This window comes from Pseudomonas sp. DC1.2 (genome assembly GCF_034351645.1).
Lineage (GTDB): Bacteria > Pseudomonadota > Gammaproteobacteria > Pseudomonadales > Pseudomonadaceae > Aquipseudomonas.
Genome location: NZ_CP133782.1, coordinates 548,814 through 567,350 on the forward strand (window position 1 = coordinate 548,814; position 18,537 = coordinate 567,350).

15 protein-coding genes are annotated in these 18,537 nt (G+C 58.6%); 3 read left to right on the forward strand and 12 right to left on the reverse strand.

Going from position 1 to position 18,537, the window contains the following annotated elements:
• Positions 1-44: 44 nt before the first annotated feature.
• Positions 45-1,319, reverse strand: a complete 1,275-nt coding sequence (locus RHM68_RS02455) for an Hsp70 family protein (RefSeq protein ID WP_322220368.1) — start codon at positions 1,317-1,319, stop codon at positions 45-47.
• A gap of 297 nt (positions 1,320-1,616) precedes the next feature.
• Between RHM68_RS02455 and RHM68_RS02460 the strand changes: the two genes are divergently transcribed.
• Together RHM68_RS02460 and RHM68_RS02465 are read left to right on the forward strand one after the other, a co-directional pair.
• Entirely contained in the window at positions 1,617-2,567 is a 951-nt protein-coding gene (locus tag RHM68_RS02460) for a DnaJ C-terminal domain-containing protein (RefSeq protein WP_322220369.1), read from the forward strand.
• A 23-nt stretch (positions 2,568-2,590) separates the two neighbouring features.
• Complete coding sequence (locus RHM68_RS02465) at positions 2,591-2,896, forward strand: chaperone modulator CbpM (protein WP_322220370.1); 306 nt, start codon at positions 2,591-2,593, stop codon at positions 2,894-2,896.
• A 119-nt stretch (positions 2,897-3,015) separates the two neighbouring features.
• Here RHM68_RS02465 and RHM68_RS02470 read toward each other — a convergent pair whose 3' ends face one another.
• On the reverse strand, positions 3,016-4,140 hold the full coding sequence (locus tag RHM68_RS02470) for a HAMP domain-containing sensor histidine kinase (RefSeq protein ID WP_322220371.1): 1,125 nt from the start codon (positions 4,138-4,140) through the stop codon (positions 3,016-3,018).
• Positions 4,141-4,644: 504 nt separating this feature from the next.
• Here RHM68_RS02470 and RHM68_RS02475 point away from each other — a divergent pair.
• Positions 4,645-9,675 (forward strand): NEL-type E3 ubiquitin ligase domain-containing protein, encoded by a 5,031-nt coding sequence (locus tag RHM68_RS02475; RefSeq protein ID WP_323560819.1) that lies wholly within the window; start codon positions 4,645-4,647, stop codon positions 9,673-9,675.
• Between the two features lie 84 nt (positions 9,676-9,759).
• On the opposite strand, the gene ureC is transcribed toward RHM68_RS02475, so the two are convergent.
• The 10 genes from ureC to urtB all read right to left on the reverse strand — a co-directional run bounded on the left by ureC (position 9,760) and on the right by urtB (position 18,464).
• Positions 9,760-11,460 (reverse strand): urease subunit alpha, encoded by a 1,701-nt coding sequence (ureC, locus tag RHM68_RS02480; RefSeq protein WP_322220373.1) that lies wholly within the window; start codon positions 11,458-11,460, stop codon positions 9,760-9,762.
• Between the two features lie 95 nt (positions 11,461-11,555).
• A complete protein-coding gene (locus RHM68_RS02485; protein ID WP_322220374.1) occupies positions 11,556-11,861 on the reverse strand; it encodes an urease subunit beta in 306 nt (101 codons plus the stop codon).
• Entirely contained in the window at positions 11,858-12,391 is a 534-nt protein-coding gene (locus tag RHM68_RS02490; protein ID WP_322220375.1) for a GNAT family N-acetyltransferase, read from the reverse strand. Before RHM68_RS02490 ends, RHM68_RS02485 begins: the two co-directional genes overlap by 4 nt.
• A gap of 6 nt (positions 12,392-12,397) precedes the next feature.
• On the reverse strand, positions 12,398-12,931 hold the full coding sequence (locus tag RHM68_RS02495; protein ID WP_322220376.1) for an N-acetyltransferase family protein: 534 nt from the start codon (positions 12,929-12,931) through the stop codon (positions 12,398-12,400).
• A 9-nt stretch (positions 12,932-12,940) separates the two neighbouring features.
• Positions 12,941-13,243, reverse strand: coding sequence for an urease subunit gamma (locus tag RHM68_RS02500; protein WP_322220377.1), 303 nt, complete (start codon positions 13,241-13,243; stop codon positions 12,941-12,943).
• Positions 13,244-13,313: 70 nt separating this feature from the next.
• A complete protein-coding gene (locus RHM68_RS02505; protein ID WP_322220378.1) occupies positions 13,314-14,153 on the reverse strand; it encodes an urease accessory protein UreD in 840 nt (279 codons plus the stop codon).
• 30 nt (positions 14,154-14,183) lie between these two features.
• Complete coding sequence (gene urtE / locus RHM68_RS02510) at positions 14,184-14,882, reverse strand: urea ABC transporter ATP-binding subunit UrtE (protein ID WP_322220379.1); 699 nt, start codon at positions 14,880-14,882, stop codon at positions 14,184-14,186.
• Between the two features lie 134 nt (positions 14,883-15,016).
• A complete protein-coding gene (gene urtD, locus RHM68_RS02515; RefSeq protein WP_322220380.1) occupies positions 15,017-15,886 on the reverse strand; it encodes an urea ABC transporter ATP-binding protein UrtD in 870 nt (289 codons plus the stop codon).
• On the reverse strand, positions 15,883-16,962 hold the full coding sequence (gene urtC, locus RHM68_RS02520) for an urea ABC transporter permease subunit UrtC (RefSeq protein WP_322220381.1): 1,080 nt from the start codon (positions 16,960-16,962) through the stop codon (positions 15,883-15,885). Before urtC ends, urtD begins: the two co-directional genes overlap by 4 nt.
• Entirely contained in the window at positions 16,962-18,464 is a 1,503-nt protein-coding gene (gene urtB, locus RHM68_RS02525; RefSeq protein ID WP_322220382.1) for an urea ABC transporter permease subunit UrtB, read from the reverse strand. The genes urtC and urtB overlap by 1 nt, the downstream gene beginning before the upstream one ends.
• Positions 18,465-18,537 lie beyond the last annotated feature (73 nt).

An 18,537-nucleotide genomic window follows, 5' to 3' on the forward strand; every position in this document is an offset into this window, starting at 1 on the left:
CCCCCTCGCGAGCAGGCTCTCGAGGGGGGCGAATCAGTTCTGGATCAGTCCATCGACCCGTAACGCTTCATGGCCTCGATCGCCAAACCGCTGCCGATGCTGCCAAAGATGTTGCCTTCCACGTGGTGAGCTTTGGACAGCATCGCCGAGATGCTGTTACGCAACGCCGGAATCCCGCTCGAACCACCGGTAAAGAACACCGTATCGACCTGATCAACCCGCACGTTGGCGTCGTTCAACAGCTTGGTCACGCTGTTGCGCACGCGCTCCAGCAATGCGTCGATAGCCGATTCGAACAGCGCTCGACTCAATTCAACGCTCAACCCCGGTTCGATGCGATCCAGCGGCACGTGGCGGCTCTGCGCGTGGGTCAGCTGGATTTTGGTTTCTTCCACTTCCATCGCCAGCCAGTGACCTGCGCGCTGGTCGATCAGTTTGAACAGACGATCGATGCCGCCCGTGTCTTCGATGTCGTAACGCATGCTGCCCAACGACAAGGTCGATTTCTGCGAGTAGACCGAGTTGATGGTGTGCCAGGTCGCCAGATTCATGTGATGACTGGTGGGCATGTAGGCGCCGCTCTTCATCCGGCTGCCGTAGCCGAACAGCGGCATCATGCCTTGCAGGCTTAACTGCTTGTCGAAATCGGTCCCGCCGATGTGTACACCGCCGGTGGCGAGGATGTCATCGTGACGGTTGTCATGGGTGCGGCGCTCGGGTGACAAGCGCACCAGCGAGAAGTCCGAGGTGCCGCCACCGATGTCCACAATCAGCACCAGCTCTTCTTTTTCAATGGTCGACTCGTAGTCGAAGGCTGCCGCAATCGGTTCGTACTGGAACGACACATCTTTGAAACCGATGGCGCGGGCTACGTCGACCAAGGTGTTTTCGGCTTCCTGGTCGGCCATTTCATCGTCGTCGACGAAAAACACCGGACGGCCCAGCACCACTTCTTCGAACTCGCGACCGGCTGTCGCCTCAGCGCGCTTCTTCAACTGACCAATGAACAGCCCGAGCAGGTCTTTGAACGGCATTGCCGTGCCCAGAACGCTAGTGTCATGCTTGATCAGCTTGGAGCCCAGCAGGCTCTTGAGCGAACGCATCAGCCGCCCTTCGTAGCCTTCCAGGTATTCGTGCAACGCCAGCCGGCCGTACACCGGGCGGCGTTCCTCGATGTTGAAAAAGACCACCGAAGGCAGAGTGATCTTGTCGTCCTCCAGCGCGATCAGCGTTTCCATGCCGGGACGCAGCCAGCCGACGGTGGAGTTGGACGTGCCGAAGTCGATACCGCAGGCACGGGCTGGAGATGCGTTTTTCATGTCTGTCGAGTTCCGGTTAAAAAACGGCCGCGCAGTGTATGCCAGTGCGGCGCAGATTCGAAGGCCGACTATCCGCTAAATCGCAGCTATTCGCGCCTTGAAAGACTATCCTTCGCCCCAAACTTGTCTGCATTGGGCCTGGCAGCTTTAGGGCGGTCGCAAGAACCGCCGCCCGCTGCCGATAAACTTCTAATGCGCTGCCCGGTCACAACCTTGAGATCGGTCAACTCTGCGCCTGAAAACAAGCGCATGCTGCCGGTGGCGGCGCGATATCGATAACGGATGGTGATTCCCTCGATGGACTTCAAAGACTATTACAAGATTCTCGGTGTGGAGCCGACGGCGGACGATAAGGCGATCAAAGCCGCCTATCGCAAACTGGCGCGCAAATACCACCCCGACGTCAGCAAGGAAAAGGACGCCGAGGCCAAATTCAAGGACGCGTCCGAAGCTTATGAAGCGCTGAAAAGCGCTGACAAACGCGCCGAATACGACGACCTGCGTAAATATGGCCAACACGGCCAACCGTTCCAGGGCCCGCCGGGTTGGCAGGGTCGTGGCGGTGCAGGTGGTTTTGGTGGTGGACAGGACACGGGCGATTTTTCGGACTTCTTCAGTTCGATTTTCGGCAACCGTGGTCCTGGTTTTGGGGGTGGACAGTCGGGCCGTAGCGCCGGGCGTCGAGGGCAAGACGTGGAAATGGAATTAGCGGTTTTTCTGGAAGAAACCCTCTCGAACGAGTCGAAGAAGGTCACGTTCCAAGTGCCGCAGTACAACGCGGCCGGTCAGCATGTCAGCAACACCAGCAAAAGCCTGAACGTGAAAATCCCGGCCGGCGTGACCGACGGCGAGCGCATTCGTCTCAAGGGCCAGGGCGCTCCAGGCGTCGGTGGCGGCGCCAATGGCGACCTGTTCCTGATCATTCGTTTCGCGCCGCACCCGAAATTCGATGTCGAAGGCGAAAACCTGATCATCACCTTGCCGCTGGCACCCTGGGAGTTGGCACTGGGGGCCGAGGTTGCGGTGCCGACGCTGACTGGCAAGATCAACCTCAAGGTGCCGGCCGGTAGCCAGAATGGTCAGCGTATGCGGGCCAAGGGGCATGGCCTGATGAACAAGGCCGGCGAGCGCGGGTTCCTGTTCGTGCAACTCAAGGCCGTCATGCCCAAAACTGCGGACGACGAGGTCAAGGCGTTGTGGCAGGAACTGGCGAAAAAAGCCGAATTCGATCCGCGAGAAAATTTTTGATCCGGTAGAAGGAGTAGCCCGACATGAGCAGCCCCCTGATCGTTCAACTGGACATGGCAGCATTCTGTGAGGCGACCGATTTGTCGGACGTCTACGTGATCGAAATTGTCGAGCACGGCATCCTCGAACCTCAGGGCGCGCAGCCCAAGGATTGGCGCTTCAACGATTTTGAGTTGGTGCTGGCCAAGCGCGCCGCCAAGTTGCGCCGCGATCTTGAACTTGAATGGGAAGGCGTGGCGCTGGCGCTGGACCTTCTGGAAGAGGTGCAGCAATTGCGCGCCGAAAATCAGATGCTCAAGCAGCGATTGGGACGGCTGGTGATCGAGTAAGCGCGTGAATTTTCCGGTGGCGTGTTCAGTTCGCCTTCGCGATCAGGCACGCCGCCACGTTCGATGCCTGATGGGGCAACACGCAGGTTCGCGATAAACGACAGCGTGGGTGCTCGGCTTTACATCTTTTTTGGCAGCACCACGGTAAACACCGTCCCGTCGGCTTCGCTGGAGCGGACCTCAATCGTGCCTTGGTGCGCTTTCACCACTTCCTTGACGATAAACAAGCCCAAGCCGAGGCTGGTGCTCGGTGAGCCTGGCTCTTCGTCAGTGCTGCGCACCAGCGGATCGAAAATCGTACCGATGGCGGCGTCCGAAATCGGTGCGCCGCCGTTGTGGATAGTGAGTCGAACGCTGTCAGGCTCGCCTTGCAGGGTCAAGCAGACCTCGCATTGGTTCGAGCCATGTTGCAGCGCATTGCCGATCAGGTTTTGCAACATCTGATCAAGCCTTGAAGCGTCCCATCGCCCCCGGGTATCGCCCTCGACAGACAAGCGCAACAGGCACTCTGGATGGCCGGCGCGGGCTTGGGCGACGGCTTCGCGCGCGGCCTCGGCCAGGTCCATGGGGGCGGGCTCGACCGGCAGCGTCTTGCCCAGGCGGCTGCGCACCAACTCCAGCAAATCGTTGACCATCACCGCCATATGCCGAGCGCCCAGCTTGATCTGATGCGTCCAGGTCAACGCATCACCCTCAAGCCCTGCTTTGCGCAGGAGCATTTCGGTGGACATGCTCACGGCCTGCAGGGGCGCACGCAGATCGTGCCCCAGAATGGCCAGGAAAATATCTCGCGAGCGGTTGACTTGGTCGGCATACGCGGCAGTCGATTCTGCCAGGGCTTCATCAATGGCTTCATTGAAACGAATCATGTCCTGAAAATATTGCAGGTCCGGACCTTCCAGACTTTTGACCCACAGGCGAATCACGCACGCGCGCAGGTGACGGAACTCGGACGTCATCTGTACCAGGTCGAAACCGACGTCGTGCCGCAACTCTCCGTGACTGGCCGCTGCCTCGTTCAGGCTAGGAGTTTTTTCCGGGCCTTCACCCTTGGCTTTAGCGGCTTGTTCGCTGGCGCTCTGGGCGGTGCGCATATCGCGGGCGGCCGCCAGCAGGATGGACTTGGCATGATCGCGCAGGGTCGTGCGATCCAGGTCGTCGTCCGGGGTAATGTCTTTAGCGAATTGCTCCCACTCGTCGACGATGTGCTCCACGTGTTGCACGATGAAATCAGGTAACCGCATGGTCGAAAGCCTCGGGCAGTGAGGGCGTGAAGGTGTCGCATGATAGCGCCTTTACCGTGCCGTAAAACAGCCGGTATCGGTCGCAGCAAATTCACGCTAAGTCGTGGTGTTATCTATATATGTTCGGCGTTTTAATATTCGAACAGTCACGCTCTGTTCTTTGGGGACAGCCAGCAAATTTTTGCTCTTTTATTTTATGGGGTGACGCTTAAGCTGAATGCTCATAAGGCTATTTTTGGTTGAAGTGCGATGTCTGAATCAAATGGATTTGAAGTTGTGGCAGAGGAGCCTGATCTATCGCCCAAGCGTACTGGCCTCCATCAGCTACGTATTGTCGAGGCAATTCCGACACTCATAAAAAACGCGCCGCCGTCCAGACTGCGGTCATTGCTGCGAGCCAATACCTCAACAAAAACAATACCAGCGTGGTATCTCCGGACCTCCGAAGGACAGCGACACTACCTCAAGCAACTGATCGATGAACGTTGGCGGCTGCAGTCGAAAGTGGAGGGGCCGCTTAAAGACCTTCAGCAGGACATTGGCGCCTTTGCCAAGCCACTGTTTTCAATGTTGATCCGTTCGAACTTCAATACCGATGAAGACATTAGTCAGTTGACTGTGAAGCTTTATGTCGCGGACAGGTTGATTTTCGGTATCGATACCGGCGCCACTCGTCTGCGTGAGTCGACGTTGCTTGACGCGGCGTTGCATAACTTTGAGTCGGCGGAAACGGTCGAGGGTTATTTCAGCAGTGGTACGGGTGTTTATCGAAAAAATTTTCGTAATGAACTCACGCTTATCCCTGGCATGACATTAAAAAAAATTGCCACACTCTGCCGGCAGATAGACATAGGGCAGCAGTACCAGACCCACATAAAAAATATATTGGTTCCCGCTGATTCGAGTGTCAGGGCCTCACTCGAACAAGATTCAATCGCCAGTGAAAAAGCGGCTTTTAAACTCGAATCACTGGTGGCGTATTTAAAGAGTGATCTAGGCTCATATGCTTACGGCAAACTGCAACAGGTACACGATGGTCTCAGCAATATCGTCTTCCATGACCGCCCGCTGCACAGGCATCGATTGTCGCTGATGGGGTTTCGGTTACACGGGATCGTATTGTTCAGTGCCTTGAGTGATCCTTCCAGAATCAAGCAGGCCATTGATGAACTGATGCCGGACGGTCTCAAGCAATGGCTTGAATGGTCACAACGCATTCCAGTGGTATCGGACAACGCGTATGAGAAGTTCAAGTTGCTGCAGGTCTTTTTTGCCAACGGCCCCCGTGGTCTCAGTGATGCGCTGATACGCCGCGACGATATCTATCAGCAAAGCGATCTCAGCGGTCCTTTGATTGCCTACATTCCGGATGACCCTGTGCATCCGATCAAAGAATACGCCTCCATGGTGGAGTTTATGAAAGAGCTGATCAGCCAGCTTCGCCAGCCGGACTACCAGGCGTTTTTCAGCCGGTTCGTTGCCCAGCAAGACAAGGGCATTTTTTTTTCTCGGGTCAAAGGGCGTCTGTCCACGATGACCTGGCAGCAACGCGCGCCACTGGACATGGGGCCATGGTGGCGTGAGACAGCGGTGGAGAATCCTAACGCAGAGCCGATTTCCAACGTGCTGGAAGGTGATCTCTGGCGCGCGCTTTATCTGGACAAACGTGACCAGGCCATTGCCGATGCACGAGTGATTGCGGTTCCCACCGGCGATGAAGACGCGAAGTCTCGCTGGAAGCGCCTGACCAGCTACCTGGACATTGGCTGGAATGTGTTCAACTTTGGCGCAATGCTGGTGCCGGGTTTGGGCGAGGTGATGCTGGGCCTCATGGTTGCGCAAATGGCCGCCGAGCTTCTGGAGGGCGTCGAAGAGTGGAGCCAGGGCGACAGGGACGAGGCCGCGGCGCATCTGACCGGGGTCATGATCAATTTTGCCCAGCTGGCGCTGATGGGCACGGGCCATGTGCTGCCGAGTGGCGCGGCGGTTGCCGTCAAGCCCAGCCCGCTGATCGACAGCCTGAAGCCCGTGACGCTGGCCAATGGCAAGCCCCGACTTTGGAAGGCGGACTTGACGCCCTATGAACATCAGGTCGTCCTCCCTGATGCCAAGCCCAACCGGTTGGGGTTGTACGAGCACCAGCGCCAACAGTGGTTACGCGCACAAAATAAAAACTACAGGGTGCTTAAAGACCCGATTACCGGTCAGCATCGCCTCGAGCATCCGACGCGTTACGATGCCTATCAACCCAAGGTAGAGCACAACAGTGCCGGGGCCTGGAGGGTCGAAAGCGAGCGCCCGCTAAGTTGGGACGCCCATCAAGTCACGCAACGCCTTAACAGTATGCTGGACGCTCAGTCCCCTGAAATACTGGCGAATTTTCGCCGCGTTAGCGGGTTCGATGAGAATCAGCTACGTCGGCTGCACGTCGAACACGAAAAGCCGCCCGCGCTATTAATGGACAGCGTCTCGCGCTTTGATCACTACGTCACTGTAGAAAGACTCCCCGCGCAAATAAAGATGAGTGGTGTTCCAGAGGACATGGTCGGGTTCCTGCCGCCGCTGATGGTCGAACTGCCTCGCTGGCCGGAATCCCGAGCGATAGAAGTGTTTGCCGCCGACGATCAGGCAGGCGTCTCCTCCATGCACGGTAACGCAATGGCTGCTGAGCCAATGAGGATCAAAATCAGTCGATCGGAACTGATCGCGGGCCAGTTGCCGTCTCGGGTCATTGAGTCCCTGAACGTTGGCGAAATTCGTGAGCTGCTGGGCGAGCAGGTTGGCAGCGACACCAGCGCTCGTGTCGAGGCGTTACGTAATCAGTTGGCCACTCAGGCAAAAAAACAAACCGCGCGCTTGTTCGAATCATTGTGCCAAGGCCGTGAGGTTCCCACTGAGCCTGGGGTGCGTTTGTTAATGGATGACTTTCCAACACTGCCGGCAAACGTTGCCCAAGAACTGGTGGAACACGCCGAGCCTGCTGATCTGCTGCAACTGACGGACAGCAAACGGGTTCCGCTACGCCTTGGCCAACAGGCACGCCGGGTGCAAGAACGCGTGCGCTTGAATCGCGCCTATGAAGGCCTCTATTGGGAGGCGTTAGCGGGTGCCGATACGCGACGGCTTGAGCTGGGTACATTGGCAGCGTTGCCAGGCTGGTCACCCGAGGTTCGTCTCGAAATTCGGGAATTGAAATTTGATGGGCGCCTGCTGTCCAGTGTCGGACCTGTGGATGCGCCGATACGCAAAGTGCTGATCAATGATGACAAGGGGCGGTACATCACTCGGGGCTCGCAGGATGAGCATTTACATGGTGCCGATAACTTTTATGCCGCCGTGCTGCACGCCCTGCCCGACGCTGAGCGCACGGCTTTGGGGTATCACATTTACGAGGGTGATCAGCTCAAGGCGGCCGTGCATCGTTCGCCACTTGACCGTGAAAAGCTGGCGCCGATTCTGCTTGAGAAGCCTGTTCGCCAGCCGGCCTATGACCCGATGGCTGCGAGGTTGCTGGGGGGCGCTGACGGCTACCGATATGTTCCTGATGGTCCAAACACCCGCTATCGGTTACGCAATCTTTACCCTGCGTTCACCGAGGTGGAGCTAGACGAAGTCATCGAGCGTTTTTATCGCTCAGGGTCGCCGTACCGAGTTCAGCTCGAAGCACTTGAAAATGAGTTCGATCAGCTGTGCAATTCGCTGCAGCAATGGCGGGAATCACCCACCGTGAGTTTTCGCTGGAGCCCCGATGGCGTGAACCAGATAGCGACGAGGGATCGAATCATTACGTCGCTCAGGCAATGTTGGCAGCGCACTGGACCGAGGCACATCGCTCCTGATGGAAGCTACATCGGGCAGACACTGAACATCAGTGATTTTCGATTGGGTCCGCACTTCGAAACATTGCCCAAGCTGCAAGCCAACTTCGATCATGTGACGCGGCTGTTGTTAAGGAACGCCGAGCTTTCCAATACCCATCAGGCTTTCCTTCAACCCTTTCGCAAGGTGCGTGTGCTCGACCTTGCTTTCAACAAGTTCCGTGCGTTACCGCCGATTATTGCCGAGATGCCGCATCTCACGGAGCTTAACCTCTCCACCAATGAGATTGCCCTGACCTCTGCCGATGTGCAGATGCTCGCAGACCGCAGGCAATTGTTGAAGTTGAATCTGTCCGGGAACCCACTGGGTTTACTGCCGGACATCAGTCGTATGCCGGATTTGCACACGCTGAACCTGTCTGATACAGGCGTAAATACTTGGCCGCCAGGGCTGTTTGATTTGCCTCGGTTTCGGCATTTTCATCTGGACTTGCAACGCAATGTACTCACCGTCATCCCTTCCGTTGCCCGAGGCTCTGCCGATGCCGAGTTGCTGGCCCGTACACTGCTCAGTCGTCAGCCCCCATGGATGAGCGCGCAAAACCTGGAGATTCTCAAAGAGTATATCCGGTCGGTTGGCATGGACCCTGAGCGCCTTTACCCACCCCGAGGCACCCAAGACAGCCTTGCATGGGAGACGGGTTTTACGCGTCCGCAGTGGGTGGCAAAACAGGCTGTCTGGAATGCGGTAGAGGCTGAGTCGGGTTCGCTCGAGTTTTTCAACGAGATCAGAACGCTCACACATTCCTATGACTTCACACACAGCAGCGCTTACCGCACCGATCTGACGGCGAAGGTGTGGCGAATGCTCGACGCCATGTCCGAAAATACCGAGCTTCGTACCACGTTTTTTGCCGAGGCCAAGGTGCGTTCTCAATGCGTGGATGGCGCTACTCAGTTGTTCAATGTGATGGGGCTTAAAGTCCTCGTCCATGAAGCGTATGCGTTGGACAACGCCGGTCTGATTGAGTCCGAGCTGGTTAACCTGGCCAAGGGTAAATCACGACTGGATGAGATAGAGAGAATTGCCGAGCGTCATATCGCCCAGCGTATTTCGGCGGGCGAGACTTTTCGAGCGGTCGGAGCCAACGGCGACGTCACCGGAAGTATTGACGTGGTCGAGGTTCACCTGGCGTTCATGACGGACCTTGCAGAACGACTTGATCTGCCCTGGCAAGCCCGTGGCATGCAATTCCGACGCATTGCAGGTGTCACTCGCCAAATGATCGATGATGCTTACCAGCGGGTGCTGGGGCTGGAGGAGGGCGATCTGTTGCGTGACTCGATTGCCAGTCAGCCGTTTTGGGAAACCTTTGTACAACGCTCCAACCGCGCCCGCTTCAAAGCCCTGCGGCGCAAAGTAGAAGCTACTTATGAGTTCAAGGAGGCACTGGATGACAGAGCCGCCAGCACTGAGCGCTCGCCGGAGGAGAGGGCGCACTTGAAAGAACGGATCAGGGTAGTGGCTGCCGAATTGGGCCGGCCGGAAAGTGCTTACGACGTTGGCCTGGTGGTATCGGATGAAGAGTACGCCGCGCAAAACCAGTCGATTAAAGAAGAGTCTAAAGCACTGCTCAGTCAACTGACGCAAGCAGCTATGGACCGGGCAAAACTGCAAAGGGTCGAAGTACCTTTTACAGTACAAACCGATAGCTGATCGCCAAGGCACAGGGCTCTTGGCAACGCCTTGTGTGTGTTGGAGAAGACCCGCACACACAGGGCTGTTCTGAGCACTTGGCCGTTAGAACAGGAAGTAACGTTGCGCCATTGGCAACACGTCCGCCGGTTCACACCAGAGCAGTACGCCGTCTGCCTTGACCTGATAGGTCTGTGGATCGACATCGATATCTGGCAGGTAGTCGTTGTGAATCAAGTCGGTTTTCTGCACCTCGCGGCAGCCTTTGACCACCGCAATTTTTTTCTTTAGTCCCAGTGCTTCGGGCAGGCCGGCTTCGTGCGCGGCCTGGCTGATGAAGGTCAGGCTGGTGGCATGCAGCGAGCCGCCGTAACTGGCGAACATCGGGCGGTAATGCACCGGCTGTGGGGTCGGGATTGAAGCGTTGGCGTCGCCCATTAAACTGGCGGCGATGGCGCCCCCCTTGATGATCAACGTTGGCTTAACGCCAAAGAATGCTGGGCGCCAGAGCACCAGATCCGCCCATTTTCCGACTTCGATCGAGCCCACCTCGTGGCTGATGCCGTGTGTGATCGCCGGGTTGATGGTGTATTTGGCGATGTACCGTTTGGCGCGGAAGTTGTCGTTGCCCTCGCCGTCACCTGGCAATGCTCCGCGCTGTTTTTTCATTTTGTCGGCGGTCTGCCAGGTACGGATGATAACCTCGCCGACGCGGCCCATGGCCTGGCTGTCGGAGCTAATCATTGAGAACGCGCCGAGGTCGTGCAGGATGTCTTCGGCGGCGATCGTCTCGCGGCGAATACGGCTTTCGGCGAAGGCCACGTCTTCGGCAATGCTTGGGTCCAGGTGGTGACAGACCATCAGCATGTCCAAGTGCTCGTCGATGGTGTTGCGGGTGAACGGTCGAGTGGGGTTGGTCGAACTCGGCAGCACGTTGGCAAAACCGCAGGCCTTGATGATGTCCGGCGCATGACCTCCGCCGGCACCTTCGGTGTGGTAGGTGTGAATGGTGCGGCCCTTGAACGCGGCGAGGGTGGTCTCGACGAAGCCGGACTCGTTGAGGGTGTCGGTGTGGATCGCCACTTGCACGTCGTATTGATCGGCGACGTTCAAGCAGTTGTCGATGCTTGCCGGCGTGGTGCCCCAGTCTTCGTGCAGTTTGAGACCGATGGCGCCGGCCTTGACCTGTTCGATCAATGGCTCCGGGAGGCTGGCGTTGCCCTTGCCGGTTAAACCGATGTTCATCGCAAAGGCGTCAGCGGCCTGAAGCATCCGCGCCAGGTGCCATGGCCCTGAGGTGCATGTCGTGGCGTTGGTGCCCGTGGCGGGGCCGGTGCCGCCGCCGATCATGGTAGTGACACCGCTCATCAATGCTTCTTCGATCTGCTGTGGGCAGATGAAGTGGATGTGCGTGTCGATGCCGCCGGCGGTGAGGATCATGCCTTCGCCGGCGATGACTTCAGTGCTGGCGCCGATGGCGATGGTTACATTCGGCTGCACGTCCGGGTTACCGGCCTTGCCAATCCCGGCAATGCGCCCGTCCTTGAGGCCCACGTCGGCTTTGACGATGCCCCAGTGGTCGATAATCAGTGCATTGGTGATGACGGTGTCGACCACTTGTGCCGCCAGTAGCTGGCTTTGACCCTGGCCGTCGCGGATGACTTTGCCGCCACCGAACTTCACTTCTTCGCCATAAGTGGTGAAGTCTTTTTCCACTTCGATCCACAGTTCGGTGTCGGCCAGGCGGACCTTGTCACCGACGGTGGGGCCGAACATGTCGGCGTAGGCTTGACGGGAAATCTTCATTCGTTCGCCTTGAGATTCTATTGAATTTGAAATCGTTCGCGGCGCTCACGTTCGCGAGCAGGCTCGCGAAGGGGCCGTTGCAGACACCGCATTACTTACAGGTCACCCATAATCCTGCCGGCAAACCCGAACACCCGGCGCTGTCCGGCCAGGTCCACCAACTCGACTTCGCGGCTTTGTCCCGGCTCGAAGCGAACGGCGGTGCCAGCGGGAATATTCAGCCGCATGCCGCGGGTGGCGGCGCGGTCGAAGGTCAGGGCGTCGTTGGTTTCGAAAAAGTGATAGTGCGAACCCACCTGGATCGGCCGGTCGCCGCTGTTAGCCACTTTCACGCTGATCGTGCGGCGGCCGACATTGAGTTCGATGTCGCCGGGCTGGATCTGATATTCGCCAGGAATCATACGGGTTGTCCCAGGGTCTTGAAGTAGATGGCGGTCGGGGCGTAATGACCGTCCGGGCGTTGGCAATAGTTGGGCAACTCGCCGACACGGATGTAGCCCAGCGACTGATAAAAGGTTTCGGCGGCGGAGCCGGCTTCGGTGTCGAGATAAAGCAGGCCGCGCTTGTGCTGGCGCGCTGCAAGTTCCAAGGCGCTCATCAGTTGTTGGCCAAGGCCACGTCGACGCGCTTCGTGCAGCACTTGCAGCTTTTGCACTTCGGCACGATTACGACCGTTGGCTTTCTGGCACAGACCCAACTGCACGCTGGCCAGGACCTTCTCTTCATGCACCACCACCCATAGCAACAGGCTTGCGTTCTCAAGGTCGGCCTGTACCGCATTGATGTAGGCGTGGGCCTGAGCGTCATCGAGGTTGGCCAAAAAACCAATCGAAGCACCATGTTTTACGGCGTCGAACAGCAAATCAATCAAGCCCTGGCGATAGTGCGCAAAGCTTTCAATATTGACGCGGCGCAGTTGGGCGGCGTTCATCGAGTATCACTCCTTATTGGCGTTCGGCGGCTCCGCGCCTGGGTTGAGGGTCAGTTGCATGAAAGTCAGGTCCAGCCAGCGGCCGAACTTGGTGCCTACTTGGGGCATCTGCCCGGTGGTCACGAAACCGGCCCGTTCATGCAGGCGAATAGACGCGACGTTGCCACTTTCTATCGCGGCGACCATGACGTGCTTGTTGCACGCTTTAGCGCGCTCAATCAGTTGCACCACCAGTTGCGCGCCCAGCCCGTTGCCGCGCTGGTCGTGGCGCACGTAAACCGAATGTTCGACCGTGTGGCGAAACCCGTCGAACGGCCGCCAGTCACCAAATGAAGCGTAGCCCAGCACGGTGTTGTCACCGTCGACGATCGCCAGGATCGGATAGTCCTGGGATTGCCGGGCGCTGAACCAGGCCTGTCGATTGCCCAGGTCAACGGCTTGGTCGTTCCAGATCGCCGTGGTGTGAGTAACGGCATCGTTGTAGATGTCGCGGATGGCCGGCAGGTCGGTGTGCAGTGCATCGCGAATGAGATAAGTCATGGCACGGCCTCAGGCGATCGGTTGGTGAACGGTCACCAGTTTGGTGCCGTCGGGGAACGTCGCTTCAACCTGAATCTGCGGGATCATTTCCGGGATACCTTCCATGACCTGTTCGCGGCTGAGCAGGGTCGTGCCGAAATGCATCAGCTCGGCCACGGTCTGGCCGTCACGGGCCCCTTCGAGCAGGGCTGCGGAAATGTAGGCCATGGCTTCGGGGTAATTGAGTTTCACGCCGCGCGCCAAACGTCGCTCGGCGACAAGGCCGGCGGTGAAGATCAGTAGCTTGTCTTTCTCGCGAGGGGTCAGGTCCATTTGGAATCCATATCGGCAGATTAAAAGGGTATTTGGCACCGTAAATACACATCCCCTGTAGGCGCGTGCGTCAGGTGCTCCATATTCTTGGGGGAACAGCGTCTTTGCCCAGCAACGCTGGCCGCAGTAATCGCCATAAATCTATAAGCCAACCGCGTGCCAATAACGCTTCACTGGCCAGGCATCTAGCCACCAACAGTCCCGGCAACTGGGTCAAATCACCGCGCACGTGATGGGGCAGCGAGCGGCACTGTTCCAATAAATCGTCAGCGATTTCACCCGTCACCAGTAAGGTGGCAAACACCGGTTGGCCGTCGAGCCCGATGGGCGAGTCCAGCAACCCGTCGCCGCCGACAATGCGCTGGCGTTCATGCCAGAGCAACTGGCCGTCCCGGCGGATATCGAGCTGCGCCTGGAAATGCCCACGCTCAAAACGCTCGCCACTGGCCGGACGACCCAGCGCCACCACGTCCCAGTAAAAAACTCGGGCGTCGCCCTCAAGGTCGATTGTGGTACTGATCTCGGCTTGGGCCGCGCTGAAAATGATGGTTTCCTGCGGCAACCATTCCAGCGTCGCACCGGCCGCCACTTTCAAGTCGAGATGCTGATACGCGGGACTGGCGGCGCGATACCACTTGGCCGCGCCAGGGCTGGTGATCTGCGCCCAAGCGTCGGCGCCGACACTGGCCGTGATATCGAGCCGATCGCCTCCGGCTATCCCGCCCGGCGGGTGGATGATGATGTGCTGGCACACCTCGGACCCTTCGGCATACAGGTGCTTTTGCACCCGTAACGGGCCTTTGTGCCGGCGCTGAATCGGGCGCGTGCTGTCGCCGAATCGGGCGTAGCCGAGCTCCAGTTCAGCGTGCCAACTGGGGGTGAACGGGGCAGTGGGGACAGGTAAATTCATATCGTCTAATTATCGTTAGGACGCTACAGACTAGATCGTAACCAGCCCGCGCACACCCTCGGCTTCCATATTTTCTCCGCGACCTTGCTGCACGATCTCGCCCCGGGACATCACCAGGTACTGATCGGCCAGTTCGGCGGCGAAGTCGTAGAACTGCTCCACCAGCAAAATCGCCATGTCGCCACGCGCGGCCAGTTTCTTGATCACTGCACCGATTTCCTTGATCACTGATGGCTGGATGCCTTCGGTGGGCTCATCGAGGATCAGCAGTCGTGGTCGGCTGGCCAGCGCGCGGCCGATTGCCAGTTGCTGCTGTTGACCGCCGGACAAATCGCCGCCGCGCCGCTGCTTCATTTGCAGCAGCACCGGGAACAGCTCGTAGATGAACGCCGGCACTTCTTTCGCCTCGCTGCCGGGAAACCGCGACAAGCCCATCAGTAAGTTTTCCTCCACGGTCAAACGACCAAAGATCTCGCGGCCCTGAGGCACGTAGGCGATTGCGGCATGCACCCGTTGATGCGGCTTGAAGGTGGTAATCGGCTTGCCTTCCCAGTTCACCGTACCTTCCTTGGACGGCAACAGCCCCATCAGGCATTTGAGCAGGGTGGTCTTGCCCACACCGTTACGCCCCAGAAGACAGGTGACTTCGCCGATTTTTACTTCAAACGTCAGGCCCCGCAGGATGTGGCTACCGCCGTAGTATTGGTGCAGCTTGTCGACTTGCAGCATTTTAAAATTCCTTCTGTTCCACACAGCATCCGGTGGGAGCTGGCGTGCGAAAGCGGTGGTTCAGTCACCCCCATGTTCGAGGTGCCGACCTCTTCACGGCCAGGCCCGCCGCTACCGGAAAGGTATTTACGGATCTAGCGACCGAGATAAACCTCAATCACCCGCTCATTTTCCTGCACCTGCTCCAGCGACCCTTCGGCCAGCACGCTGCCCTGGTGCAACACGGTGACGTGGTCGGCGATTGCACCGACGAAGCCCATGTCGTGTTCCACCACCATCAGCGAATGCTTGCCCGCCAGACTTTTGAACAGCTCGGCTGTGAATTCGGTTTCGGCGTCAGTCATGCCTGCTACAGGCTCGTCGAGCAGCAGCAGTTGCGGGTCTTGCATCAGCAGCATGCCGATTTCCAAAAATTGCTTTTGTCCGTGGGAGAGCAGCCCCGCAGGACGATTGACCGAGGCCGTCAGGCGAATGGTTTCCAAGACTTCGGCAATTCGGTCTTTCTGTTCGCCGTTCAGACGGGCCCGCAGGCTGGCCCACACGGACTTGTCGGTTTTCTGTGCCAGTTCAAGGTTTTCGAACACGCTCAGGGCTTCGAATACTGTCGGCTTCTGGAACTTGCGCCCAATACCGGCCTGGGCGATTTGCACTTCGCTCATCAGCGTCAAATCCATGGTTTCACCAAACCAGGCCTTGCCGTGACTGGGGCGAGTCTTGCCAGTGATCACGTCCATCAGCGTGGTCTTGCCCGCGCCATTGGGGCCGATGATGCAGCGCAATTCGCCGACGCCGATGTACAGGTTCAGCGCGTTCAACGCCTTGAAGCCGTCGAAGCTGACGCTGATGTCTTCCAGGGTCAGGATCGTGCCGTGGCGAGTATCCAGACCGGGGCCGACGCGTTGGCCGAGGCCGATCGCGTCACGGCTGCTGCCGGCGTCCTTGTTGGGTTCCACCGGGAAAAAAGCCGGTTCGAGCATGAATTCAGCCGTTGCAGTGACTCTCATTGTTCACCTCTTTTTTTCAGCAAACCGATCACGCCTTTCGGCAGATACAAGGTCACGACGATGAACAGCGCGCCGAGGAAAAACAGCCAGTATTCCGGGAACGCCACGGTGAACCAGCTCTTCATGCCGTTGACCACTGAGGCACCGAGCAGCGGCCCGATCAGCGTGCCGCGACCGCCCAAGGCTACCCATACGGCGGCCTCGATGGAGTTGGTCGGCGACATTTCGCTCGGGTTGATGATCCCGACTTGCGGCACATACAATGCGCCGGCCAAACCGCAGAGCACGGCGCTCAAGACCCAGACAAACAGCTTGAAACCACGCGGGTCGTAGCCGCAGAACATCAGGCGGTTTTCCGCATCTCGCAGTGCGGTGAGTACGCGCCCGAACTTGCTTTGCGCCAGCCGCCAGCCAATGAACAGACTGGCGACCAGCAATACCACCGTGGCGAAAAATAGCACCGCACGAGTGCCGGGCTCAGTGATGCCGAAGCCAAGAATGGTGCGGAAATTGGTAAAGCCGTTGTTGCCGCCAAAGCCGGTTTCGTTGCGAAAGAACAGCAGCATCCCGGCGAAGGTCAGGGCCTGGGTCATGATCGAGAAATACACGCCTTTGATCCGCGAGCGGAAGGCGAAAAATCCGAACACCAACGCCAGCAGCCCAGGTGCCAGTACCACCAGGCACATCGACCAGAGGAAGCTGCTGGTGCCGGTCCAGTACCACGGCAGTTCGGTCCACGACAGGAACGTCATGAAGGCTGGCAGCGCATCGCCGGAGGCCTGGCGCATCAGGTACATGCCCATGGCGTAACCGCCGAGGGCGAAGAACAGGCCGTGGCCCAGTGACAACAGACCGGCGTAGCCCCAGACCAGGTCCAGTGCCAGCGCGACGATGGCGTAGCACAGAATCTTGCCCACCAGCGTCAAGGTGTAGGCCGAGACATGAAACACGCTGTCGGGCGACAACAGCGACAGCAGTGGCAACGCCAGCAGTAAAACGAGGATCACCGCGCCAATCGTGATCGTGACTTTAGGGCCGGCTTTTTGCGTGGCCGTGAGCATCAGAGGCTGATTCATCAGTCGATCACCCGTCCTTTCAGTGCGAAGAGGCCTTGCGGACGTTTCTGGATAAACAGAATGATCAGCGCGAGGATCAGGATCTTGCCGAGCACGGCGCCGATCTGCGGTTCGAGAATCTTGTTGGCGATGCCCAGCCCGAAGGCGGCCATAACGCTACCGGCCAACTGCCCGACGCCGCCGAGTACCACCACCAGGAACGAATCGATGATGTAGCTCTGCCCGAGGTCCGGGCCGACGTTGCCGATCTGGCTCAGCGCCACGCCACCGAGGCCGGCAATGCCTGAGCCGAGGCCGAAGGCGAGCATGTCCACGCGCCCGGTGGGCACGCCGCAGCAGGCCGCCATGTTGCGGTTCTGAGTGACTGCGCGCACGTTCAGGCCCAAGCGAGTCTTGTTTAGTAGCAGCCAGGTCAATACCACCACAAACAGCGCAAAAGCGATGATCACGATCCGGTTGTATGGCAGCACCAGGTTGGGCAACACCTGAATCCCGCCCGAGAGCCAGGTCGGATTAGCCACTTCAACGTTCTGCGCACCGAATAACAACCGCACCAATTGAATCAGCATCAGGCTGATGCCCCAGGTGGCGAGCAGGGTTTCCAGCGGGCGGCCATAGAGGTGGCGAATGACGGTGCGTTCCAACGCCATGCCGATGGCTGCGGTGACAAAAAACGCCACCGGCAAGGCGATCAGTGGGTAGAACTCAATGGCGTTCGGGGCGAAGCGCTGGAACATCAGCTGCACCACATACGTCGAGTAAGCCCCCAGCATCAGCATCTCGCCGTGGGCCATGTTGATCACACCGAGCAGGCCAAAAGTGATCGCCAGGCCGAGTGCGGCCAGTAGCAGAATCGAGCCCAACGACATGCCGCTGAAGGCTTCGCCGAGGATCTCGCCAATCAGCAGTTTGTGTTTGACCTGGGCGAGGCTGGTTTCGGCAGCGGTGCGCACGTTGGCATCGGCTTCGACACCCGGTTGCAGCAAACTTTCGAGACGCGTGCGCGCCAGCGGGTCACCGGTTTCCCCGAGCAAACGAACGGCGGCGAGGCGCACCGCGGGGTTGCTGTCGACCAATTGCAGGTTGGCCAGGGCCAGGCTCAGGGCGGCGTGAACGCTTTCGTCTTTTTCGCCAGCCAGTTGCTGGTCGAGGAATTTAAGCTGTGGCGGTGTCGCGCTTTTCTGTAATTGCTGAGCGGCGGTCAGACGGATTTTAGGGTCGGCGGCGAGCAATTGGTGACTCGCCAGTGCGGTGTCGATAAGACCCCGCAGGCGATTATTCAGGCGCAGGGTTTTCGGTTGGCCATCGACAGTCAACTCGCCTTGTTGCAGGGCGTTGATCAGTTCGACACGGGCCGGGGCGGGCTGCGCGGCCCAGGTTTCCAGAAGCTTGGCCTGTTGCGCGGGATTGGCCGCGACAAAGTCTTCGGCATCCCCTGCGTGGGCGGCCATCGGCAACAGCAAAGCGATGGCGAGGAGAAAGCGGTAAAGGGCGGTGCGCATAGAAAGTCGCCTTACGCGGACAATGGGGGACTTGCGTCAGGTCCGGGCTTTGTGCCCGGCCCTGACACCCAGT

Coding starts and splice junctions, on each gene's coding strand:
- RHM68_RS02455 (WP_322220368.1), bottom strand. CDS start 1,319: ATGAAAAACGCATCTCCAGCCCGTGCCTGCGGTATCGACTTCGGCACG.
- RHM68_RS02460 (WP_322220369.1), top strand. CDS start 1,617: ATGGACTTCAAAGACTATTACAAGATTCTCGGTGTGGAGCCGACGGCG.
- RHM68_RS02465 (WP_322220370.1), top strand. CDS start 2,591: ATGAGCAGCCCCCTGATCGTTCAACTGGACATGGCAGCATTCTGTGAG.
- RHM68_RS02470 (WP_322220371.1), bottom strand. CDS start 4,140: ATGCGGTTACCTGATTTCATCGTGCAACACGTGGAGCACATCGTCGAC.
- ureC (WP_322220373.1), bottom strand. CDS start 11,460: ATGAAGATTTCCCGTCAAGCCTACGCCGACATGTTCGGCCCCACCGTC.
- RHM68_RS02485 (WP_322220374.1), bottom strand. CDS start 11,861: ATGATTCCTGGCGAATATCAGATCCAGCCCGGCGACATCGAACTCAAT.
- RHM68_RS02490 (WP_322220375.1), bottom strand. CDS start 12,391: ATGAACGCCGCCCAACTGCGCCGCGTCAATATTGAAAGCTTTGCGCAC.
- RHM68_RS02495 (WP_322220376.1), bottom strand. CDS start 12,931: ATGACTTATCTCATTCGCGATGCACTGCACACCGACCTGCCGGCCATC.
- RHM68_RS02500 (WP_322220377.1), bottom strand. CDS start 13,243: ATGGACCTGACCCCTCGCGAGAAAGACAAGCTACTGATCTTCACCGCC.
- RHM68_RS02505 (WP_322220378.1), bottom strand. CDS start 14,153: ATGAATTTACCTGTCCCCACTGCCCCGTTCACCCCCAGTTGGCACGCT.
- urtE (WP_322220379.1), bottom strand. CDS start 14,882: ATGCTGCAAGTCGACAAGCTGCACCAATACTACGGCGGTAGCCACATC.
- urtD (WP_322220380.1), bottom strand. CDS start 15,886: ATGAGAGTCACTGCAACGGCTGAATTCATGCTCGAACCGGCTTTTTTC.
- urtC (WP_322220381.1), bottom strand. CDS start 16,962: ATGAATCAGCCTCTGATGCTCACGGCCACGCAAAAAGCCGGCCCTAAA.
- urtB (WP_322220382.1), bottom strand. CDS start 18,464: ATGCGCACCGCCCTTTACCGCTTTCTCCTCGCCATCGCTTTGCTGTTG.